Below are 21509 nucleotides of genomic sequence, written 5' to 3' on the forward strand. Positions count from 1 at the left end.
CAACGAGGAAATACTTTACTTGCCATATGAATTTTTATAATGTTAAAACGGTGTAAAGTAAATCTGTATTAAGTCAATCTTATATAGTTAAATTGAACTTTAAAAAATCCGCTTCACCTCAGTAGTACTCTTTAATTACACAAAAAGAAAATTCTCTCCCAACCCGAAGCTGCCAATGTAAAACATTACAAACATCCGATCTATTTGCCATAGAGAATCGCCCCGATCTCCGTAGAGTTTCGAGCTGTTTCTCGTAGAGTTTCGACTCGTTTCTCGTAGAGAAAAAACGCGTTTTTTCACTCCATTGATTATCAATTGTTTAAGAGAAAGAATCTTTGTTACATTTTTTCATTAGCAAATAATATACATTCTCACACATTAATTCTTTTTCAAATTCTCAAATAATAACAATCATTAATCAGTTTCCGTATTAGTATTACTTATATATTATCAATCTGGGATGAAAACTCCAACTGAGCATTGTAAGTTTTTTATCAAATATATACAGACTCCTGAGAACAATAAATAAAATCAATATAGGTCAAGTAAAATTAAAGCAATAAGTATTTTTAAAGTTTTTCTAAACAATTAAAACTGTAATTTGTTATTTAATTTAAAAATGAAAGTAATTAAAGGAGGTAAACAGCTATCAATTTGACATATTCATGTAAGCTTTTCCGCGGTTAATGGCAAAAATTTAACCAAAATGTAATATAAAATAAGATAGCTAAGCTTTGTTTATTCAGCTCAATAATATATCTTTGTTTGCTTTACGGCGAAAATTCAAATTAAAAACGCCTACAATATTAACTTTTATTTATTAAACATCAATGAAGAATCTAAATTTTCTGAAGTTGTTTTTTGGAACAATGCTCTTAATTGCCACAACGGCCTTTGTGAGCTGTGTTGACGATAATGACGACACCGAGGCTCCTTATCTGGAAGTCTCTCCAACAAATCTGATTTTTACTACAGACGGTACTCCTGCCGAAGGCAGCCAATCATCTTTCGAGATTTCGACCAATCGCCATTGGACAGCAACTGTGAAAGATGACAAATCCTGGGTAACTCTTTCTGCAACTGAAGGAGATGGTTCTGCAACGATTCAAGTTAGTATCCCGGAAAATATCACAGATGAGGCAAGCGTTGAAATCCAGATTTCAAATAAAGTAGGTCCATTGATGACAGAAACAGTGAAGATCAAAAGTGGCAATATTGCGCCTGTGGAAGTTATCTATCACGAAACTGTCGGTACAACAACTATCACAGATCCTCCTACTTATGTAGATGCTTATCAAGGATGGACTAAAACGGGTATGGGTGTTGCCGACGTCACTTATTCAGGACAAAAAGCAACAGTGCGTGCATCCGGTTTATCCAATGCCAATGCATATGAAGGTGCTTCAGGCCCCAATGTTGTATTCTTTGGAACATTACCTGCTGACTTCCAAATAAATAATATTACTCTAAACGCAGAGCAAACCAATTTAAGACTCACATTTGGTGCCAGCTATTCCTACAAACCGGAAGGAGCTACTGAATATGATAACACTTTTGACCCGTCCAAATTCATATTATCGTTAAGTGCCGATGGAACGAACTGGGTTCCTGTAAATTATACAAAGAATAATGGTGATGAAAAATCTCCTTACTGGATTTTTGCAACATCAAACTTTACGTTAAAACAAGCTTCTGCAAAATTATACATCAAGTTCACTGCTTTAGCAGCATCTGCTTTCCGCCTTGATGATATTACACTATCCACAGGTAATGGTGGACAAGAAATAGATTTAGGAAATGTTACTCCACCGGAACCGGCAGAAACAAAACCAATTACCATTCCTGAACTTATCGGAATGATGACTACAACGCAAACTCCAGTAGATGCTACTTTCGATCGTACATTCGAAGCTATTGTACAAAGTAACACTGAAGGAGGAAACTATACAGTTAACAACCTCGTTCTCGCAACAGAAGGAGCAACTACTGCAGGCAATGGCATTACACTATTTGGAAGTCAGGTTGATCCTGCTGCACTGCAACTTACCCAAGGAGATAAAGTAAAAGTTACTCTCTATAAAAGTCTTGCCAAAACAGTTAATTATAATGGTATGTACGAAGTAACCGGTTCTAAAGATGACAATTGGGCTAAGGTTGAAAAACTCAGCTCAGCAACAACCATTACTCCAACTATCATTACTGCGGATAAACTTGCTGCATTCCAAGGCATGACTGTTACAATTAAAAATGCAACACCAGAAAGTGCAGGTGTTTGGGGAAGTGCAGATACTCATACATTTACTGCAGGAGGAGTTAATTTTGCAGTATTCTGTAAGGAGGATTCACCAGCCTTTGCTAATCGCCCATTTGTAAAAACAGAGAGTGATATAACTGGTTTAGCAGCTGTTTACAAAAACAACAGCCAGCTTGTGCCACGTAATCTGCAAGACGTAATAGGGTTCAATTCAACTGATCCTACAATCATTTCTGTAACTCCTTCACCAGTAAGTTTCCCTGCTACAGGCGGAACGCAAATTCTGACTGTTGAAATCGCTAATCAAGGGAGTAATACAATCTCTACAGAGGGGTTAAGTGACATATTATCCTCCGAAGTAGATGGTAATAAAGTTACAGTTATTGCCAAAGCTAACAATAGTACCAATCCGGTAAATCAAACGTTATCCATCTCACTTACCAACGGTAACACAGTAACAGTTCCCGTAAGTGTTTCCGGACAAGGTAGTGGAAATCAAACCGTTCTCACTGTTGATCTTACGGTTCCAGACAACTATCCAAGTACGTTCCCTAAATTATCTGCAAATAAAAAAGTAGAGGCAGCAACATTCTCATTCGGTGGTCATGATTATGTATTTGCCGGTTCAACTGGTAACGGATATTATCAGGCTATGAATAGTAATGTTCCTTATATTATAAATGGGAAACAAGGAGCCTATATAGAATTGCCAGCCATCGCTGACAAAAAATTAACTAAAGTCACTGTTACAACCCGTAGCGGAGCATCTGTTGCTGTCATGGTAGCTATTGTAGATGGTTCTAACACAGAAGTAGCCGGTGGCAAAGCCATTAAATGGGATCAGGCAGAGGGTAATATGGACTATACCTATAACTTGACGGGAACAGCTGTTAATACAAAGTACAGAATTTATATTAGCAGTACCCACAATGCCCAATTCACAAAATGGGAACTCACTTACGAGTAATTTAAACAAATAATGAGAAGACAATCCTTGGAGATGTGTTTCACCTCTCCAAGGTTTTATAATCTCTCAACATCCCTTTTTCAATTATTTAAATGACATCAATTCATAAATATTATACAGCTGTAATACACACCACCTTACTCACAATATTAATGCTGTGTGTAGGAGCCTGTGGCAGTGATGATCCGGAAGTATCACAAGAGCCGAATGTTGCTTACTGGAAAATATCTTCGACAGTAAGCTCGTCCGAAGGTTCTTCGGCAATCATCATAACAGGAACAACAGGCATTGAGTGGGACGCAGAAGTTGTCGAAGGAAACACCTGGTGTGCATTCAGTAGTAAAGACTATACGAATTCTACCAAGAGCGGTGTAGTAAACAGTGGACTTAATGTACTATATGTATACTACAAAAGCAATACCGGAAACGAGCAACGTGAAGCCAAAATCTCTTTCCGCTTTGCGGGAGGAGAAGCACAGACTTTCACCTTGGTACAACTTGCCGAATCGCAACAAAATTTACCGCCGTTCGGAGCTTGGGCAGAACTGCCGGCACCTAAGGAGAATGCGAATTATCAATACGTCACACATTACGGACCACTAAGCAACGATAAAAAGGTTCGTAATTACTCTATCTGCTTCGATAAGACAAAGAAAGCTGCGTTATGGGTTGCCTATCCGATACACAATGCCTATCTGACAGGATCCGGCAGTCGCACAGATGCATGGGCTTTTGATCCTATCATTCCTATGGCTTATCAGGCAAACTGTGTAGACAAATCATACAGAGGATCCTATGATCGTGGACACCAGTTACCATCTGCAGATCGTTTGGCAACTGATGAATTGAATGCTCAAACTTTCTATATGTCAAATATGACTCCACAGCTGAATCGTCTCAACCAAGACATGTGGGCAAAGCTCGAAGCCAGGGTTCGTGGAAACAAATGCTCCGATACTCTATATGTAGTAACCGGTGCCATTTTTAATTCCAATGCAACCACATTTGACGGAGCCGGCAATGTAGTATCACTTCCCACGAACTACTATAAAGTTCTATTGCGTACCAAAAGTGGTTCGACAGGTAAGGCTATCAAGGATTGTTCGGACAGTGAACTTATCTCTATCGGATTCTGGGTGGAACAAAAATCTTATGGTAATATTGAACCTCCCCGGTCTATTTGTACATCAGTAGCAGATATTGAAGCAAAAACAGGTTTTACGTTTTTCCCACAAGTATCAGCAACTGTAAAACAACAAAACAACCCTACACAGTGGGGAATCAACTAATATTCTGACGTATGAAAAAACTATTAATTCCTTCAATTTTCTTTGTGTTACTGATCTCGTTCAGTTTCGCACAGAAGCCCTATAAAGTAGTTTTCTACAACATCGAGAATTTCTTTGACACGATCAACGATCCTGAAGTTCTGGATGACGAGTTTACTCCCGAAGGACCTAAAAAATGGAATACAGCCAAATATAACAAGAAGCTCAGTAATATCGAACGGGTGCTTTTTGACATCGCTGCCATTGATAAGAATTATCCGGTTGTAATTGGTGTTTCAGAAGTAGAAACCCGTGGCGTATTAGAGGATATTATCGCTACTCCTAAGCTTGCTCCGGGTAACTACCGAATCGCACACTTCGATTCTCCCGAAGCACGTGGAGTGGATGTAGCATTCCTGTATCGTCCTGACGTATTTAAAATAGAAGGGCAGTATCCGGTGAAAACAGTCATTCCTTCGTTGCCCAACTTCAAGACGCGTGATATTCTCACCATGTGGGGAACCATCGAAGATGAACCGTTCTTCTTTATGGTAGCACACTGGCCATCACGTCTGGGAGGCAAAGAAGCTTCCGAATTCAAACGGATTGCGGTAGGAGAACAGATGCGTAGCATTGCAGACTCAGTGTTGAGAGCTAATCCGGCCACAAAAGTGATAGCAATGGGCGACTTTAATGATGATCCTACAGACAAGAGTATTGCACAAGGGTTGGGAGCAAAATTCAAATTAAAAGACCTCAAAGAAGGAGACCTCTATGATCCTTATGCCGATATGCTTAAAGCAGGATTTGGAACATTGGCTTATGGCGATGCATGGAACATTTTCGATAATATCGTAGTGACAGAGAATCTTGCCACAGGTTCTACAGGCAAACTTAAGCTTCAAAGGGCTCCCGGTTCTAAATTCTATGGCAATATTTTCAAACAAAGTTACATGATACAAAAAGAGGGGCAGTTTAAAGGATATCCATTGCGCACGTATGTAGGCAATAATTTCCAGGGTGGTTATAGCGACCACTTCCCCGTATATATCTATATAGGTAAATAAAAATCTTTAATATTTATGAGAATAAAAACATTCCTAATTATGGTATTATCTTTGCTATCACTAACCGCTTTTGCGCAGTATGGCGGTATCAAGGGTAAGGTCGTTTCCCGTACTACACGTGCGGCTATTGATGGTGTAAAGGTCACCTTGACACCGGGAGACGTGACGACAAAAACCGATGCTACAGGTAATTTTGAGATTGAAAATTTAGCAAAAGGTGAATACTCTCTTACCTTTGAAGCTGCAGAGTTCGAATCACTCACCATCGCGGTTCGCGTAGACAAGATGATAAGAGATATCAATAATGTAGTGATGGTTCCCGATAACGTTACTCCGATGATGGATGATGCCATCTTTACAGAGTTCGATACCGAAACACTTGAAGATGCACAATCATTGCCTTCGTCATTGTCGGCATCAAAAGATGTCTTCAACAACATTGCATCTTATAAATTCAGTGAAATGCGGTTCAATGTCCGCGGTTACGACTCTCAATATTCGGACGTTTACATGAACGGAATCCAGCTCAATGATGCAATGACAGGATATACTCCATGGTCATTGTGGAGTGGTCTGAATGACGCAACACGTAACCAGGAGATAACTTCCGGACTAAAGATGGGGGACATGGGGATCGGTGGTATTGCCGGTACGACTAATATTAATACCCGCCCTTCACAGATGCGTAAAGGCTTGCGCGCAAGTGTAGTAAATGGTAACTCCATGTACCGTTTCCGCGGGATGGTAACCTATTCATCGGGGCAGCAGGACAATGGCTGGTCCTATGCCTTCTCCGTATCAACCCGTCAGGGAGGTAATTCTTATGTGAACGGCGTTTACTACAATGCTTTCGGATACTTTGCTTCTGTTGAGAAACAATTTAATCCTCAACACCGTCTTGGATTAACCATCCTGGGTGCCCCTACAGAACGTGGAGCACAACAAGCATCCACTCAGGAAGCCTATGACCTGGTAGGAAACAATTACTACAATCCTAACTGGGGGTGGCAGGATGGTAAACGTCGCAATGCACGCGTACGTAATTATCACGAGCCCATTACAATGCTTAATTACACATTTGATATTAATGATCGTTCGCAATTAAACGTTGCCAGTTCACTCCGATTTGGTCAGAATGGTTATTCTGCATTAACCTGGTACGGCGGTCCGGACCCACGTCCCGACTACTACCGTTATCTGCCAAGTTTTTATAATGGTACAGAAGTAGGTGCATGGCTCGACGAAGCATGGCGTACCAATACAGACAATATTCGCCACATCAATTGGGACCAATTGTACGACATTAACCGCAACCAGCCGGAAAACTCATTGTATGGTTCCGGACGCCGTGCCATCAACATGATTGAAGAACGCCATACCGATCAGTTGGACTGGAATTTCTACACACAGTTCTCTCACATTCTCCGTAATAGCTCTAAAATTAATGGTGGAGTGAACTTACGCCGTAACCGCACCGAATATTACAGCGAAGTAAAAGATTTGTTAGGCGGTGATTATTGGGTAGATGTGGATAAGTTTGCAGAACGCGACATGGGCGGTCTCAACCCTATTCCTTATCAGAATGATATGGATTACTACGAGCAACACGGACATGCACGTGCTGCCAAAGAAGGTGATAAATATAGCTACGACTATTACGGAAACAACCTCACTGCACGTGCCTGGGCAATGTATGAAACGAGCTTCAGAGGTCTTGGTATAAACCTTGGTGGTGAGATCGGGCATTCTACTTTGTGGCGTCATGGTTTATGGAAAAAAGGATTGTTCCCCAATGACTCACAGGGTGACTCTAAAAAGCTGAACTATCTGACCTATAAGCTGAAAGCCAACTTCAATTATAAATTCTCGGCAGCTCATTCCATTGACGCCAGCATTATTTATATGCAGGATGCTCCGGCATTCCAGTCGGCATTCGTGTCTCCCCGTACACGTAATTCAGTTACTCCGGGCATCTCAGCAGAAAAAGTATTTGGTGTAGATGCATCTTACAACTTCCGTTGGGGTGATTTTAAAGCACGCGTATCAGGCTATTATACAAAATTCATGGATCAGTCGAAAGTTATTTCCTACTATGACGATGTAGAAGCTACTTTCTCCAACTTTGCCATGAGCGGTATCGATAAGCAGCATTTCGGTTTGGAAGTTGCGGCTTCTATACCTCTGTATGCCGGATTGGCTCTGAACGGTGCTATAAGCTGGGGACAGTTTACTTACGACTCCAACCCCGATTATGTACAGATTCAGGATAACAGTGGAGAAATTAAAAATGAGGGTAAAGTTTACTGGAAAAATTTCCGTGTAGAAAGTACTCCTCAGACAGCAATGAATATTGGCTTGTCTTATCGTAGCCGTAACAACATTTATGCTTCCGTTGATATGAACTACTATAATAATATGTATCTGTCTATGAGTCCACTCTATCGTACAGATGCAGTATTATCACGTAACATGTCAGCAGAAGATATCCGTGAGTTGCGCCATCAGGAGAAATTCAATTCAGCTTGCGTATTCAATGCAAGTGTAGGTAAGAACTGGTACATTAACCGTGCGTACACACTTGGATTCAGCCTGGAAGTAAAGAACCTGCTCAACAACCAAAATATTAAGACCGGTGGATACGAACAGATTCGTTTGCTCAAGAACAAAGATGAGAACTATCAGACTTATCAACCGTTCGACTCGAAATATTTCTATATGTTCGGTACGACCTATTATATGAATATTTATTTCCGCTTCTAAATGACGTAACGAATAAAAAATGAAAGCTATGAACAAAATAGTAAAAATATGTATGATTGCAGCAGTCGTGTTGAGTTTCACAGGCTGCTACAATGACTTTGACGATCCTGCTCCTGCAAAAGTATGGACGAAAGAGGATTTTTCTAATGAGAAGATTATTTCTATCAAGGATTTCAAGCAACTGTTCTATGATGTATATGGCAGTGGTGAAACAAGCCTGGCCAAAACGCTTGAAATAACAGAAGATTATGTAATACATGGAAAAGTAATCTCAAGCGATCAGGCTGGTAACGTTTACAAATCAGTATATATTTACGATGAAGAATCCGAATCAGCCATCGAACTCAAACTGATGGTCAGTAACTATGTGTTCTATCATCCGGGACAAGAGATTTTTGTAAAAACCAAAGGATTGGCCATTGGTAGTTACCGCTATATGTTGAGTGTAGGAGGAATGCCTACCGCTACTGATATCGCCAAAGGTTATGCAAACCGTAATCTGGAAACACAGCTTCTGGTCAATGCACACATTTTCCCGGGAGCCTTGGGAGAATTAACTGCAGCAGACACACTGGTGGTTAATGCAGAAGATTATAAGACTAAGCTTACGGATGCTGCCTTAGGACGTCTGGTGCGTTTTGAAGGTTTGGAATATAAAGCCGGCACTTTTGATGGTGATACATATCCTCAGTTTCTGGAGGTTACCTATCCGGGAGGACAAACAGAGGCTGTTTATACCAATAAATTCTATGAGAGTGAAGGCTTGACACCCACTTATGCTTATAGCTACAATAATCAACGTTATTACGGTTCATCCTGGTTCTCTTTTGGAGGAACTTCGACCTCATCGGGTAACTACATTGTACGCGTAAGCGGTTATGCCAACTTCGCACTTCAACCGTTGCCCCAAAATGGTAAAAAAGGAGATATCACAGCAATTTATACAAAATATTCGGCCAAAAAGGGTAATTACATTAAATATCAGTTATTGGTTAATAGTATGAATGATATTAAGTTTTGAATCAAACTCACCACAGAGTAACACCGAGTTCCACAGAGTACTATTTATCTGATTTACAACAAGAAACTCGACAAAATTCTGTGTGACTCTATGGTGAAATCGATTCAAAACCATCATAAAAAAAAGTCCGGATGATGTTAAAAGCTTCATCCGGACTTTCTTATCATAAAAAGATCAATCGGTTACAAGAAATAGAATATTAATAATACCACCGCATTTACCGCTATCACACAACCGAATCCTCCTAATATCCAGGGACGCAGTTTACTCCCCTTCCCGGAAAAGAACAATGCGTAGCACATATTAACCATAATATTACTCACAATTGCCTGCATACTACAAGCTGTGATCACCAACGCAGCGACAGTACCTGTACTTTGCAATAAGTTCAGAATAAAAGGAGTAATATCACTAAAGCCCGAAATAAACGACAAAAGGTTTAACCCTCCCGTACCTGCATAAATCAATGTATAGTGCGTAAGAACGGTAAACACAACAAACAGCACAGCGAAAATCAATGCTACTTTAAACTCCAACGGATTGCTACCGTCTTCATCCTCATCCACATTTTCAGTAACATCTGTTTTCTTCCTTCGCGAATGAACAAACCATGCAACAGCTGCCGCAGTCAATGCCATGATAAGGAGGTAAGGATAAATATCCAGAAATATCTCACGACTAAAAATAAAGATCAGTATCATAAACCGCAAAAACATCATACTAACTGCCAGCAACATAGCAGCAACATATTCCGTAGCCTGACCGGAATGTATATTACGACTTTTACGCGCTAAAACAGAGATAGTGGCAGTACTGCTATAAAGACCACCTACAATACCGGAAACCAACACACCGGACTCACGAAACACATAACGTTTCAGCAAATAAGACAGATATGAAATGCCGGAAACAACCACAGTAGCCAGCCATATGGAATAAGGAGTCAGGTTGATATCCGGGATAATATTCTCATCAGGCAACATGGGCAAAATGATACCACTAATAGCCAGAAACTTGGCAAGGGTAATCATTTCATCGTTCTTCATACGCTGGGCGAATTCGGTGAAAGTATGTTTCAATTCCGTCAGTAATAATACGGTAACAACAACCATTACATAAAACCACGAAGGCTGCGTATCAACTATCGGAGCAATGCAATAGGTGATCAAAGCAATTATGATGGTAGTCACACCAAATACGTGGAACTGAGATTGCTTAACATAATAGTTCAAACCAAGCAAGATACCCAGTATCAAACCTCCTCCCATAAACAAACGCATATCTGCCTTATCAAGAATGTAGAGTAAATATCCCAATATACCAATAAAGGTAAAGGTACGGTCAGTACCAAAAAGAGTCGTCTCCCCTTCTCGTTTTAAACTGATTTTACGTTGGGAAAGGCCGATAAGAAGAGAAAACAAAGTCACCAGAATAAAAGTGACCAGTTCACGCGGAAGATAGTTATATAATTGCTCCATACAGTGTCCTTTTAATAATAAGAACAAATATACAGATTATTTTGTTAGCGTTACCAGGTTGTGTATGGTTTCTTCATCAACTGTGAATTATAGTAACGAACATCTCCTGTTACTTCCTGTCCGATAAAAGAAGGTTTCACAAAAGCCTCATCTTCAGCATTGAGTTCCACCTCTGCAACAATAAGTCCTTCGTTTTCACCATAAAACTCATCGACTTCAAAAATATGCTCACCACTACGAACCAGATAGCGGGTTTTATCAATTACCCCCGGTTCACAAAGTTTCATTAATTCTTCTGCCTCATGCAAAGGCAGCTCTTTCTCCCATTCATAACGACTGGTACCGGATTCATTAGAAGCCCCTTTGATAGTAAGATACCCTCTGCCATTACGAATTCGTACACGTACCGTCCGTCCACGGGCACTGCTTATATACCCCTGTACAATACGACTTTGCTCAAAAGCCTGTGATTTAAAATCTCCGATAACGAGAAACTTACGTTCTATCTCCTGTGCCATACCGCAAAGATAGAAATAAAAGTCATAAGGTGATAGAGTTATAGGATTATAAGATTACAGAGTGGTAGGGTCATAGAGTGGTAAGGTTATAATTATATCTAAAAGTTATTTGTCAAAATCGCAACTATCTTTTCGGCATTCTCCAGTTTAAAACAGCAATAAAAGTCAGAGACATTCTTCCCTTTATCTAAAATGCTGATTTTCAACCATTAGCTTATTTATATCTTACCGACAAAACATGCACTTTATACTGTCAGAAAATAGTATTTTAAGGGTGAGTTAAATACGTACTTATTATACACAAAAGTACGTACTTTAAACAGATAAGAGTACGTACTTCTCTAAAACCGCGTCATAAATTCGATAACTAACTTATCTTGCTCCGAATCTTTAGGAATGCCCCCCTTTTTGTAGAAATACTTTTCATAGTTCAATCGGATATCGGCAACGAAAGCCTTGGAAAAGCTAAAAGTAAGCCCGCCGGTAAGACGCTTACGGGCATAATCCGTAACGGGAAGGCGACGGGTTGTTTCGTCCATTCCAAGTCCGTTACTATGGTCGTTCATCATATCATAGCGTACGAGAAACGACATTTTATGAAAGAATTTGTGCAATGGCAGATCATAATTTACAAAGCTATTAACAGCATGTACATCATCAAAAGAGCTGTGACCATACTTCTTATATAGATATTCGGCTTCAATGTGGAAATTGTCTGTTTCATAATAGATACCGATATCATACATATTAATACGTATAGCCTCCGGTTTAATCATCTGTGTACTTAAAGTAAGATTCCAGCCTTTAGCAAACCATAATTGTCCTTTTAGGGAGTAGTTCAACGTCTTCTGCCACTCTTTTTGATTAGTAAGTCCCGAACCATTGAATAAACCTCCTTCAAGAATAAAAGGCATTGCAGCATTTTTTCGAGTATAGGCCAACGTAGCGCCTACATCACGCACATCTCCCACCTGCTTGGCAATAAAAGAACGATTTGCAAAATACTGCTGATGGGGAGAGCGATGGGCATCAATCGTAAAAGGAACACGCATCTGCCCGATTGTAAAATCAAGGTGTTTCACCGGGAAGATACGGGTATAGGCATCCAGCATGCGGATAGTGCCCTGATCTGATAAGTCAATTTCTGCTTTGTAAGCAACAATAGGAAGTACATTGCCCGTAAGACTGAAACGTGCATTACGCACCTGGAAACGGCTTTCATCCGTAGCTGTCTGATACTCATACTTAGCACGAACAGTACCATGGATGGCTGGCAAATAGTCATGCAGTTCCATTTTTTCTTTATTCAGCTTCTTGCCATCCACTACTTCTTCATTCACTTGTCCAAAAGCCATTGTAGCAAGCAATAAACCAGCTATGGCTGTAGTCAGTTTCCTCATTCCGGTCAAAATCTTTATTTTGCCGCAAAGGTATCTGCATAGAGGTACATCGTTATGACAAATGAGCTACAAAGCTGTTACAAAAAAGAATTCATCACAAATTACGCAGAAAACCATCTACATAATCTGTGATGAATAAAATCATCCTAAGAAAGAAAAGCCAATTAACATGGCCAATGCCAGAATAACGAGTCCCACCGAAATTATCTTAATGACCCGCTTGGCTTGTTCTTCTTCCTTTTTTGTGTGTGTTACTTTTTTCTTATTCTTACCCATATGTTTTTAGCTTTAAAGTTCAACGCTAACAAAGCTAAGAATAATTATTCAATCCAACGAAGGATAAGGAGATTAATTTTGTTCTTCTGATGAAAACTCCATCAAATAGGCTTTGATAAAATCCTCAATCTTCCCATCCATCACACCATTTACGTCAGAAGTCTGATAATTAGTACGATGATCCTTCACACGCCGATCATCAAACACATAACTCCGTATCTGTGATCCCCATTCAATTTTCTTCTTTCCGGCCTCTACTTTTGCTTGTTCCGCCAGGCGATGCTGCAATTCTCTGTCATACAAAATAGAACGTAACTGACGCATCGCATTCTCTTTATTTTTAGGCTGGTCACGTGTTTCGGTGTTTTCGATAAGAATTTCTTCTTCCTCACCAGTATAAGGATCTTTAAACTGATAACGTAAACGAACTCCCGATTCTACCTTATTCACATTCTGACCACCGGCTCCACCCGAGCGGAAAGTATCCCATGAAATACGTGCCTGCTCGATGTTAACCTCAATACTATCGTCCACAAGCGGAGTAACAAAAACCGAGGCAAACGAAGTCATTCGCTTCCCCTGGGCATTGTATGGCGAAACACGCACCAGACGATGTACTCCATTTTCACCTTTCAGATAGCCGTAAGAATAATCACCTTCTATCTGAATTGTACAAGTTTTAATACCTGCCTCATCGCCTTCCTGCAAGGTAGAAATAGTTGCTTTATAACCATTCGTTTCGGCATAGCGCAGGTACATACGCATCAGCATAGATGCCCAGTCCTGACTCTCCGTACCACCAGCTCCGGAATTTATTTTCAAAACACAGCTCATCTGATCGGCTTCGCCACGGAGCATATTTCTTAATTCCAGATTCTCTACAGCTTCCAGTGCTTTGGCATAACCCTCATCCACTTCTGCTTCGGTGACAAGTTCGTCTTTATAAAAATCAAAAGCCAGTTCCAGTTCATCGCTCAGTGTCTTGACTGTATTATAGTCTGCGATCCACTTCTGCAAGTCCTTCACCTTCTTCATTTGTGCTTCGGCACGTTTCTGATCATCCCAAAAACCCGGAGCTTGTGTTCTTAATTGTTCTTCTTCGACCTGAATTTTCTTTCCGTCGATGTCAAAGATACCTCCTCAGCGCATCAGTGCGCTCTTTCACGTCTTTAAGTTGTTCAATAGTAATCATTTGATTTACAATTTATTCCCTATGGTCATGACCATTATCTAATCTTTATCGCATAGGTACGTTAACGATTTACAATTTACGATTGAAATTACTTTATTCAATCATTTTATCTGTCTCAAGGGGACAAAGATACGCAAAAATCCGCTACCTTTGCTTTTGTAACTAAATTGTTATCATTGATATGAATAAACTACTAAAACTATCCTGCCTGTCGCTATTTCTCTTAATAGTGGCAAGTGTAAGCGGCGCTACGTCCAAAGACTACCGCTATGAGACAGTACCCAACGATCCGTTGAAGGCACGCATTTACACACTGGACAACGGGCTGAAGGTCTACATGACCGTTAACAAAGAAGAACCACGTATACAAACTTTTATTGCTGTACGTGTAGGTGGAAAGAATGATCCCGCAGAAACCACCGGACTGGCTCACTACTTCGAACACCTGATGTTTAAGGGTTCACAAAAGTTCGGCACACAGAATTATGCGGCCGAAAAACCTTTGCTCGACCAGATTGAGCAACAGTTTGAGATATATCGCAAAACAACCGATGAAACTGAGCGTACAGCCATTTACCATAAGATAGACAGCTTATCATACGAGGCATCCAAATTTGCCATTCCTAATGAATATGACAAACTAATGGCTGCTATCGGAGCTACAGGAACCAATGCCTACACCGGATTCGATATGACTGTTTACGTAGACGATATCCCTGCCAACCAAGTAGACAACTGGGCTAAAATACAGGCAGACCGCTTTGAGAACTGCGTCATTCGCGGCTTCCATACAGAATTGGAAACAGTGTACGAGGAAAAGAATATGTCACTGACCAAAGATCCGCGTAAGGTATACGAAACTGTATTGTCTGCCCTCTTCCCACACCACCCTTACGGTACACAAACCGTGCTGGGTACACAGGAAGACCTGAAGAACCCTTCTATCACCAACATCAAAAACTACCACAAACAATGGTATGTGCCCAACAATATGGCAATCTGCCTTTCCGGTGACTTTGAGCCGGACCAGATGATTGCTACTATCGATCAATACTTCGGGCATCTAAAACCCAATAATAACTTGCCGAAACTGAATTTGCCGAAAGAGTCACCCATCACCGCCCCTATTGTTCGTGAAGTACTGGGTCCGGATGCCGAAAGCCTGACACTGGCATGGAGATTCCCGGGAGCTGCCAGCAAAGAATACGAGATCCTACAGGTCGTTTCACAAATCCTGTACAACGGTAAAGCCGGTCTTATAGACCTCGATCTCAACCAGCAACAGAAAGTGTTACAGGCCTATGGCTACCCACTGGACATGGCAGATTACTCGGCTTTAATGCTGCAAGGCCGTCCCAAACAAGGACAGACATTGGATGATGTAAAGAACCTGTTGCTTGAAGAAATCAAGAAGCTACGTGCAGGAGATTTTGACGAAAAGATGCTGCAAGCCAATATCAATAACTTCAAACTTTACCAGGTTCAACAACTGGAAAGTAACAAGGGACGTGCAGACATGTTCGTAAACTCGTTCATTAACGGTACCAACTGGGCAGATGAAGTAACCGCTATCGACCGCCTTGCCAAACTCACCAAAGAGGACATTGTAACCTTCGTCAATAAATATCTGACCGATCAGAACTATGCCGTTATTTATAAGAAGCAAGGACAGAATCCGAATGAGAAGAAAATGACAAAACCAGCCATCACTCCGATTGTGATGAACCGTGACGTTGCCAGTGACTTCCTGAAGGAGATACAAAACAGTAATGTAAAGCCCATTGAGCCTGTATTCCTTGATTTTAAGAAAGACCTCAGCCAACTGAAAGCTAAATCGGGCATTCCTGTACTATACAAACAGAACACAAGTAATGACCTGTTCCAGTTGATTTATGTATTCGACATGGGTAACAACAACGATAAAGCTCTCGGTACCGCTTTCGATTACATTGATTATCTGGGAACCTCCGATATGACACCCGAACAGGTGAAAAGCGAATTCTATCGCCTGGCATGTAACTTCCGCGTATCTCCGGGTAACGAACGTACCTATGTTGTACTTTCGGGCCTCAATGAGAATATGCCTGAGGCAATGAAATTGTTTGAGAAACTGATGGCGGATGCACAGGTAAATAAAGAAGCTTATACCAATATGGTAGCCGACATTCTGAAATCACGCAAAGATGCCAAACTGAATCAGATGCAGAACTTCCGCCGACTGATGAACTATGGTATGTATGGTCCTAAATCTCCTGCTACCAATATACTGACAGAAGTCGAACTTCAAAACATGGATCCGCATGAACTGACAGACCGCATTCATAATCAGAACAGTTACAAACATCGCATTATGTACTACGGTCCAACAAGTGAGAAGGAACTGTTAGCCATTATCAACAAAAACCACCAGGCTCCCAAAAAGTTAAAAGAGATCCCTGTTGGGATGGAATTCCCACGTCTGGAAACGCCGGTAACAAAAGTGCTTATCTCCCCTTATGAGGCAAAACAGATTTATATGACTCAGCTTTCCAATCGTGGTGAAAAATTTGATCCTATGATTGAACCCTCACGCCAAATGTACAATGAATACTTTGGTGGTGGTATGAACTCCATCGTATTCCAGGAAATGCGTGAGAGCCGCGGGCTTGCATACTCTGCATGGGCCGGACTCAACCGTCCGTCTTATTTGAAGTATCCATATCTGCTCCAGACTCAGATAGCCACACAGAATGATAAAATGATTGATGCTATCAAGGTTTTCAATGATATTATCGATAACATGCCGGAGTCTGAAGCTGCTTTCCAGCTCGCCAAAGAAGCACTTATCGCCCGTCTGCGCACAGAACGTATCACTAAGAGTGACATCATATGGTCATACATTAATGCACAAGACCTGGGACAAAATGTAGATAGCCGTATCAAGCTGTATAATGATGCACAAAACATGACACTGAAAGATGTTATCAACTTTCAGAATAAATGGGTCAAAGGACGCACCTATACATACTGTATCCTCGGTGACAAAAAAGAGTTGGATATGGAAAAGCTAAAAGAAGTGGGACCAGTTGAGGAACTTACACAAGAAGAGATTTTTGGATATTAAAGAATAGATATGAAAAATAAAGATGCACCCCACAAGTTGGAAAATAAACTTTAGGGGTGCATTTTTTATATTGAGGCACACATTAATATATGGTTCTTATCTCATTTTCCTGTACGTCAATTTCCTTCGTTTCATTGAGTAAATTACCAGTTACAATAACTGTTTCACCGTTATTATGGTGTATATTCAGCTTTTTACCCCGAATACATAAACCATCTACCCCGGATGTAGTCTTGAACAAATTCACAACATGGGGTTCTCCCTTTTGATAAAAATAATTATTTTTCAATAAAACAAAATCAATAATAGAAGCCATTCCGAATATAGAAGGCCTCACTCCACTAGGTTTACCGTTCCGATAAGTTTCAGCAAAAACCGAATTGGTCAACACGATATCCCGAATATTTGCTTCTAACAAATTCCGGGCAAGAGTAACCTTATTTTTTTCTATCAATCCATATACCGTATAATTCATATCCGGATATTTTGCCGCGTCAAATCCGGCAAATGGTTGTTCAATATCATAGTATTTATAGAAAAGTCCTAACATACTCTCATAATAATCATCCGAAAGTTCATCCAGATACAATCCGGTAGTAATCTGAACCGGAAAGCTATCTCTCCCCTTAAACTGATTAAGATGTTGGACAGGTAGTGCCTGAGGACTATCCCAAAACCAATTCAGACATTGTGAGAACAGACTCTGATATTTATTTTTCCAATCACTGGCATCTACTTCCTTACCAAGTACATCAGCAATTTGAGCCATACATTTGATATCTATGAGTCCTGCAACTACAAACTCTATATCCTTTTCATTTTCAGGTGTCATACCTAAATAAATCCAACGAGGATTCTTTATCCTCCAGTCCAAATAACGGGACAGAGCCGGATAAACTTCTTCCAACGATCTGACATCTCCCGTCAACTGATATAAGACCCAGGCCGTTTCTGCCTTCTTGGAGGGAAGACTTTCACCGCCTAACATACCTTCATCATCAACCAATGAAAGCATACCTTTCAATGCACTCCAGGAAATAGAGGGATTAATATACCCATATAACTGCATCCCGACAAAAGATTCCCATGCAGCCGAGAAAGGAGAACTCTTATGACCATGATCCCATAAAGAAGGCTTTCCTGCCACAAGCTGATAATAAGGATAAACTGCCGGATCGGGGCACAATACAGACTGTGCCAGAAACACCCATGCTTTATAGTAGGTAGCTTTTACTTGTTCCGGAGTAACTCCTTTTGCATCAATGGAACGTAATGAGAAATCCACTGGCTGAGGTACCTGCGAAAGATATGTATCCCAGTACTTTTCCTGTTTTTTATAAGCATCTAACGCCTTCTCCTTTTTCAATGGAGCCAATACACGGGTAAGCATTTTCCCGGAAGATTCCTCCGGCAAAGCAAAAGAAATACTCCAAACCATATCGGGAACTGTTGTCATTTCTATTGCCCACCATTTGGCTTTAGTCGCATCCTTCACCCTATTTTTCTTAGCTTTCAAATCATCATAACTTCCATAATAAGTAATTCCTCTAAACAACCCATTAGAAGCTATAGCATATTTAAAATCAGGATGTTCTATAGTTAAATAAGATTTGTGATAATCAATCTTACCCGGTATACTCCCTGCAAGAACAATACGGGTGTTTGAACGAAAACGAACGCTCCTCACAAGCGTGTTCTCGTCATAGAAAAAGTCAGTCCCTTCCACATATACATTTTGCGGATAAGTAGCACTAAATGGTAATGCATGAGGCATCCACTGTGTCTGGTACGTCAATGCTTCGCTGTATCCTCCGCCAGTATCGGTCAATAATAGCAGCAGTTTTTTTACTTCTCTTCCAAAACGATTTCCTTTATCATTATTGTTCGTACTCAAATAAGCAACGTTTAAAGGTAAAGAAGAAGCATTACTATAAACGACAGGAGTAATTTCATCCGGATTTTTATCAAAATCATAAGGGTTAATTACAATTCTCGAACCTTCGATACTCAGATCGCGACGTTGAAAAGCCCCTTCTTCCATCAAGTCTGTACTTTTAGGAGGTTGTGCTCCTACAACCAAAAACGGAAAAAAGAGAGCTATTATTAAACTAAAATTCTTTTTCATATTTTATATGACAACTGCATTACACATTGTTTTATTACAAATCGATTCTTTTTTCTTCTTCTCCATGCGAGTAAGTAAATTTCGGGCTACAAAGTAGGATGCCCCTTGTAAAATAGTGACCAAAGGCAATGTTATTTTCAAAGCAGCATCTTCTGAAATGAATTTAGCAATAAATATAAACAACCCGCATCCGATGAGACGTCCGGCATAAAGTCCCCATTCATGATTGCAAATATAGGTATATTCATTTCTCTTTTCAATACCCGAAACAAAGTCAATTACCCGCAATTGTATAGGGAAATAAGCTATATCAAACATTGGGCGGGCCACTACCAGGCATAGTAAGAATATTACTACAGAAAGTGTATTGAACAAAAGCGAATTAGTTACCGCTCCGATGATAAACAAAGCTAATGAAACAAAAAGAATATGCAAACGTTGTTCCGGCTTTGCATTCCGCCCGATAATATACATCAAAAAAGCTGTAACTAACGCACAAACACTTTGAATTGGACCAAGTGCACCTTCTTCCCCAATAAACTTGAATATCAATATAGAAGGAGCCGTTACAATAAATCCCTGAACTAATCCTTTCAACACAGCCATCAACAGCATTCTATTCCATAAATTGTCAAATTTGAAATAGAGAAATCTCGGACTATCCGGTTTTTCATATTTCCCTTTTGTAAGAATCAACACCGAAGCAATTATGGTCAATCCAATAATAAAATAAGATATGACCTGATAGGCAAATGAGCGAACATTGCTTAGCCCGACATACTTATGCGTGATATACACAATAATAGTACTAATGATAATAGGCATAACTACCCCCGCAAAAGTATTGAAAAAAGCTTCTGTTCCATAATAATAATTCCGGTTCCCGTCAGTAGTACTAACCAACACCAAATAATCTCTGTTAGCCCAAAAGAAGCCGAAAGACAACCCCATGATAAGTCCTGCTATACCAATGCCCCCTGTTGTCAGTTCAGGCAAAGAAGTCATATACAACATCGATATACCACCCAGCAACATACCAAAAGAATATAACCAGCCCGGAGCTATCTTTCGGAGTAAAAAACCATTGAAAATAAAAGTGATAGGAACACCTGTATAAACCATCAGCTGATACAAAACAACTCTTGCCATATCAGCAGACTGCCCCATGATATATGCTGCCTGAAATATTTCTATAACCGGTAGCACAAATGCATAAATAGCTGCCGTAGCCAACAGAACTTTTGTATTCAATGGTTGTGATTTGAATAAATTAATATCCTTCATACAATCTTTCTTAAGTATTTAACAATAAGCAAGAGGAAAACTAAGGCACCGTAATTTCCGCCACTTCTGTATAATTATACGCATTACTCGGATTTTTCGTTTGAACTCCAACCCTCATATAATATTTTTTCCCGGATTCAAGTTCTACTCTAACAGTCTGTTCTACTCCCAGATCAGATTCATTTAACTTAATTCGCTTACTCAAATCATTAATAAATCCCCCTGTATTCATCCCCCCGACATATTTTGTCTTATCTGAGATGAACAGACGAGTAGTAGAAAGTGCATAAAAATTTTCATCTGTACTACCTTCCGGACGAGTTGCTTTAAATTTCACAACAAGCTCCATACCTTCCAAAGCATATTCCCAATCAATATGTATAAAAGGTATTACTTCAAAAGTAAAATCGGGATAATCACCTTTCTCCAACGAGAATTGCTGAGGTTCAGGAGTGACAAAAGCTCCCTGAACGGGTTGGACCTCATAAAGAGAACCCGCATACCCGAAGGCATACTCCCAATTGAAAGAGCCATCTGTTTTTCCCCAGAAATACTCCGGCTGGATATTGTCCTGATACTCCCAGCTTAATTCGGTCCACTTGATTTTGAAACCATTCGGTTGTTCAGTCTGAATACCCTTACCTGTTGTTTTATCAATAACAACACCTCTAAACTTAGCATTCGGTCCGTCATAGTTATCCACATCACATGACGTAAACAACACACACAATAACACAGTATATATACTATAAAATGATATTCTTTTCATAATCGGTCTTTTTATTTTTATAATTAA

14 protein-coding genes are annotated in these 21509 nt (G+C 40.1%); 6 read left to right on the plus strand and 8 right to left on the minus strand.

Annotated elements, in window-relative coordinates; genetic code table 11:
* Nucleotides 1–830 precede the first annotated feature (830 nt).
* The 5 genes from HCG69_RS15060 to HCG69_RS15080 all read left to right on the plus strand — a co-directional run bounded on the left by HCG69_RS15060 (nucleotide 831) and on the right by HCG69_RS15080 (nucleotide 9337).
* On the plus strand, nucleotides 831–3221 hold the full coding sequence (locus HCG69_RS15060; protein WP_221650717.1) for a DUF5689 domain-containing protein: 2391 nt from the start codon (nucleotides 831–833) through the stop codon (nucleotides 3219–3221).
* A gap of 92 nt (nucleotides 3222–3313) precedes the next feature.
* The gene (locus tag HCG69_RS15065) at nucleotides 3314–4510 is read left to right on the plus strand and encodes a DNA/RNA non-specific endonuclease (RefSeq protein WP_221650718.1); all 1197 of its coding nucleotides are present in this window, start codon (nucleotides 3314–3316) and stop codon (nucleotides 4508–4510) included.
* Nucleotides 4511–4521: 11 nt separating this feature from the next.
* Nucleotides 4522–5556 (plus strand): endonuclease/exonuclease/phosphatase family protein, encoded by a 1035-nt coding sequence (locus HCG69_RS15070; protein WP_221650719.1) that lies wholly within the window; start codon nucleotides 4522–4524, stop codon nucleotides 5554–5556.
* A 15-nt stretch (nucleotides 5557–5571) separates the two neighbouring features.
* Nucleotides 5572–8316 (plus strand): carboxypeptidase regulatory-like domain-containing protein, encoded by a 2745-nt coding sequence (locus HCG69_RS15075; RefSeq protein ID WP_221650720.1) that lies wholly within the window; start codon nucleotides 5572–5574, stop codon nucleotides 8314–8316.
* Between the two features lie 28 nt (nucleotides 8317–8344).
* Nucleotides 8345–9337, plus strand: a complete 993-nt coding sequence (locus HCG69_RS15080; RefSeq protein WP_221650721.1) for a DUF5689 domain-containing protein — start codon at nucleotides 8345–8347, stop codon at nucleotides 9335–9337.
* Nucleotides 9338–9519: 182 nt separating this feature from the next.
* On the opposite strand, the gene HCG69_RS15085 is transcribed toward HCG69_RS15080, so the two are convergent.
* From HCG69_RS15085 to prfB, 5 genes are all read right to left on the minus strand, one after another.
* Nucleotides 9520–10815 (minus strand): DUF4010 domain-containing protein, encoded by a 1296-nt coding sequence (locus HCG69_RS15085; RefSeq protein ID WP_221650722.1) that lies wholly within the window; start codon nucleotides 10813–10815, stop codon nucleotides 9520–9522.
* A gap of 50 nt (nucleotides 10816–10865) precedes the next feature.
* Complete coding sequence (locus HCG69_RS15090; RefSeq protein ID WP_221650723.1) at nucleotides 10866–11333, minus strand: CYTH domain-containing protein; 468 nt, start codon at nucleotides 11331–11333, stop codon at nucleotides 10866–10868.
* Nucleotides 11334–11674: 341 nt separating this feature from the next.
* A complete protein-coding gene (locus HCG69_RS15095) occupies nucleotides 11675–12733 on the minus strand; it encodes a porin (protein WP_221650724.1) in 1059 nt (352 codons plus the stop codon).
* A gap of 141 nt (nucleotides 12734–12874) precedes the next feature.
* Nucleotides 12875–13009, minus strand: coding sequence for a hypothetical protein (locus tag HCG69_RS20735; RefSeq protein WP_002558839.1), 135 nt, complete (start codon nucleotides 13007–13009; stop codon nucleotides 12875–12877).
* A gap of 72 nt (nucleotides 13010–13081) precedes the next feature.
* Nucleotides 13082–14201, minus strand: a protein-coding gene (gene prfB, locus HCG69_RS15100) for a peptide chain release factor 2 (protein WP_221650725.1) whose coding sequence is annotated in 2 segments (ribosomal slippage) — nucleotides 13082–14137 and nucleotides 14139–14201 — 1119 coding nt in all. Because the reading frame shifts where the segments join, the coding sequence is not laid out codon by codon here.
* Between the two features lie 181 nt (nucleotides 14202–14382).
* On the opposite strand from prfB, the gene HCG69_RS15105 reads away from it, so the two are divergent.
* Nucleotides 14383–17304 carry a pitrilysin family protein gene (locus HCG69_RS15105; protein ID WP_221650726.1) on the plus strand — a complete coding sequence of 974 codons (2922 nt, stop codon included), beginning with the start codon at nucleotides 14383–14385 and terminating at the stop codon, nucleotides 17302–17304.
* An 82-nt stretch (nucleotides 17305–17386) separates the two neighbouring features.
* Here the strand turns inward: HCG69_RS15105 and HCG69_RS15110 are convergent, their stop codons facing one another.
* Genes HCG69_RS15110 through HCG69_RS15120 form a run of 3 tightly spaced genes read right to left on the minus strand, consistent with a single transcriptional unit; the run spans nucleotide 17387 to nucleotide 21482 of the window.
* Nucleotides 17387–19429: a hypothetical protein gene (locus HCG69_RS15110; protein ID WP_221650727.1), complete on the minus strand. Its 2043-nt coding sequence runs from the start codon at nucleotides 19427–19429 to the stop codon at nucleotides 17387–17389.
* Nucleotides 19430–19432: 3 nt separating this feature from the next.
* Nucleotides 19433–20713 carry an MFS transporter gene (locus tag HCG69_RS15115; RefSeq protein WP_221650728.1) on the minus strand — a complete coding sequence of 427 codons (1281 nt, stop codon included), beginning with the start codon at nucleotides 20711–20713 and terminating at the stop codon, nucleotides 19433–19435.
* Nucleotides 20714–20753: 40 nt separating this feature from the next.
* Nucleotides 20754–21482 carry a DUF3823 domain-containing protein gene (locus tag HCG69_RS15120; RefSeq protein ID WP_221650729.1) on the minus strand — a complete coding sequence of 243 codons (729 nt, stop codon included), beginning with the start codon at nucleotides 21480–21482 and terminating at the stop codon, nucleotides 20754–20756.
* Nucleotides 21483–21509 lie beyond the last annotated feature (27 nt).

Source organism: Bacteroides sp. K03 (genome assembly GCF_019734355.1).
Taxonomy (GTDB): domain Bacteria; phylum Bacteroidota; class Bacteroidia; order Bacteroidales; family Bacteroidaceae; genus Bacteroides; species Bacteroides nordii.

Excerpts from the sequence above, each read along its gene's own strand:
- HCG69_RS20735 (WP_002558839.1), bottom strand. The coding sequence starts at position 13,009 with ATGGGTAAGAATAAGAAAAAAGTAACACACACAAAAAAGGAAGAAGAA.
- HCG69_RS15070 (WP_221650719.1), top strand. The coding sequence starts at position 4,522 with ATGAAAAAACTATTAATTCCTTCAATTTTCTTTGTGTTACTGATCTCG.
- HCG69_RS15105 (WP_221650726.1), top strand. The coding sequence starts at position 14,383 with ATGAATAAACTACTAAAACTATCCTGCCTGTCGCTATTTCTCTTAATA.
- HCG69_RS15095 (WP_221650724.1), bottom strand. The coding sequence starts at position 12,733 with ATGAGGAAACTGACTACAGCCATAGCTGGTTTATTGCTTGCTACAATG.
- HCG69_RS15075 (WP_221650720.1), top strand. The coding sequence starts at position 5,572 with ATGAGAATAAAAACATTCCTAATTATGGTATTATCTTTGCTATCACTA.
- HCG69_RS15090 (WP_221650723.1), bottom strand. The coding sequence starts at position 11,333 with ATGGCACAGGAGATAGAACGTAAGTTTCTCGTTATCGGAGATTTTAAA.
- HCG69_RS15060 (WP_221650717.1), top strand. The coding sequence starts at position 831 with ATGAAGAATCTAAATTTTCTGAAGTTGTTTTTTGGAACAATGCTCTTA.
- HCG69_RS15120 (WP_221650729.1), bottom strand. The coding sequence starts at position 21,482 with ATGAAAAGAATATCATTTTATAGTATATATACTGTGTTATTGTGTGTG.
- HCG69_RS15110 (WP_221650727.1), bottom strand. The coding sequence starts at position 19,429 with ATGAAAAAGAATTTTAGTTTAATAATAGCTCTCTTTTTTCCGTTTTTG.
- HCG69_RS15080 (WP_221650721.1), top strand. The coding sequence starts at position 8,345 with ATGAACAAAATAGTAAAAATATGTATGATTGCAGCAGTCGTGTTGAGT.
- HCG69_RS15115 (WP_221650728.1), bottom strand. The coding sequence starts at position 20,713 with ATGAAGGATATTAATTTATTCAAATCACAACCATTGAATACAAAAGTT.
- HCG69_RS15065 (WP_221650718.1), top strand. The coding sequence starts at position 3,314 with ATGACATCAATTCATAAATATTATACAGCTGTAATACACACCACCTTA.
- HCG69_RS15085 (WP_221650722.1), bottom strand. The coding sequence starts at position 10,815 with ATGGAGCAATTATATAACTATCTTCCGCGTGAACTGGTCACTTTTATT.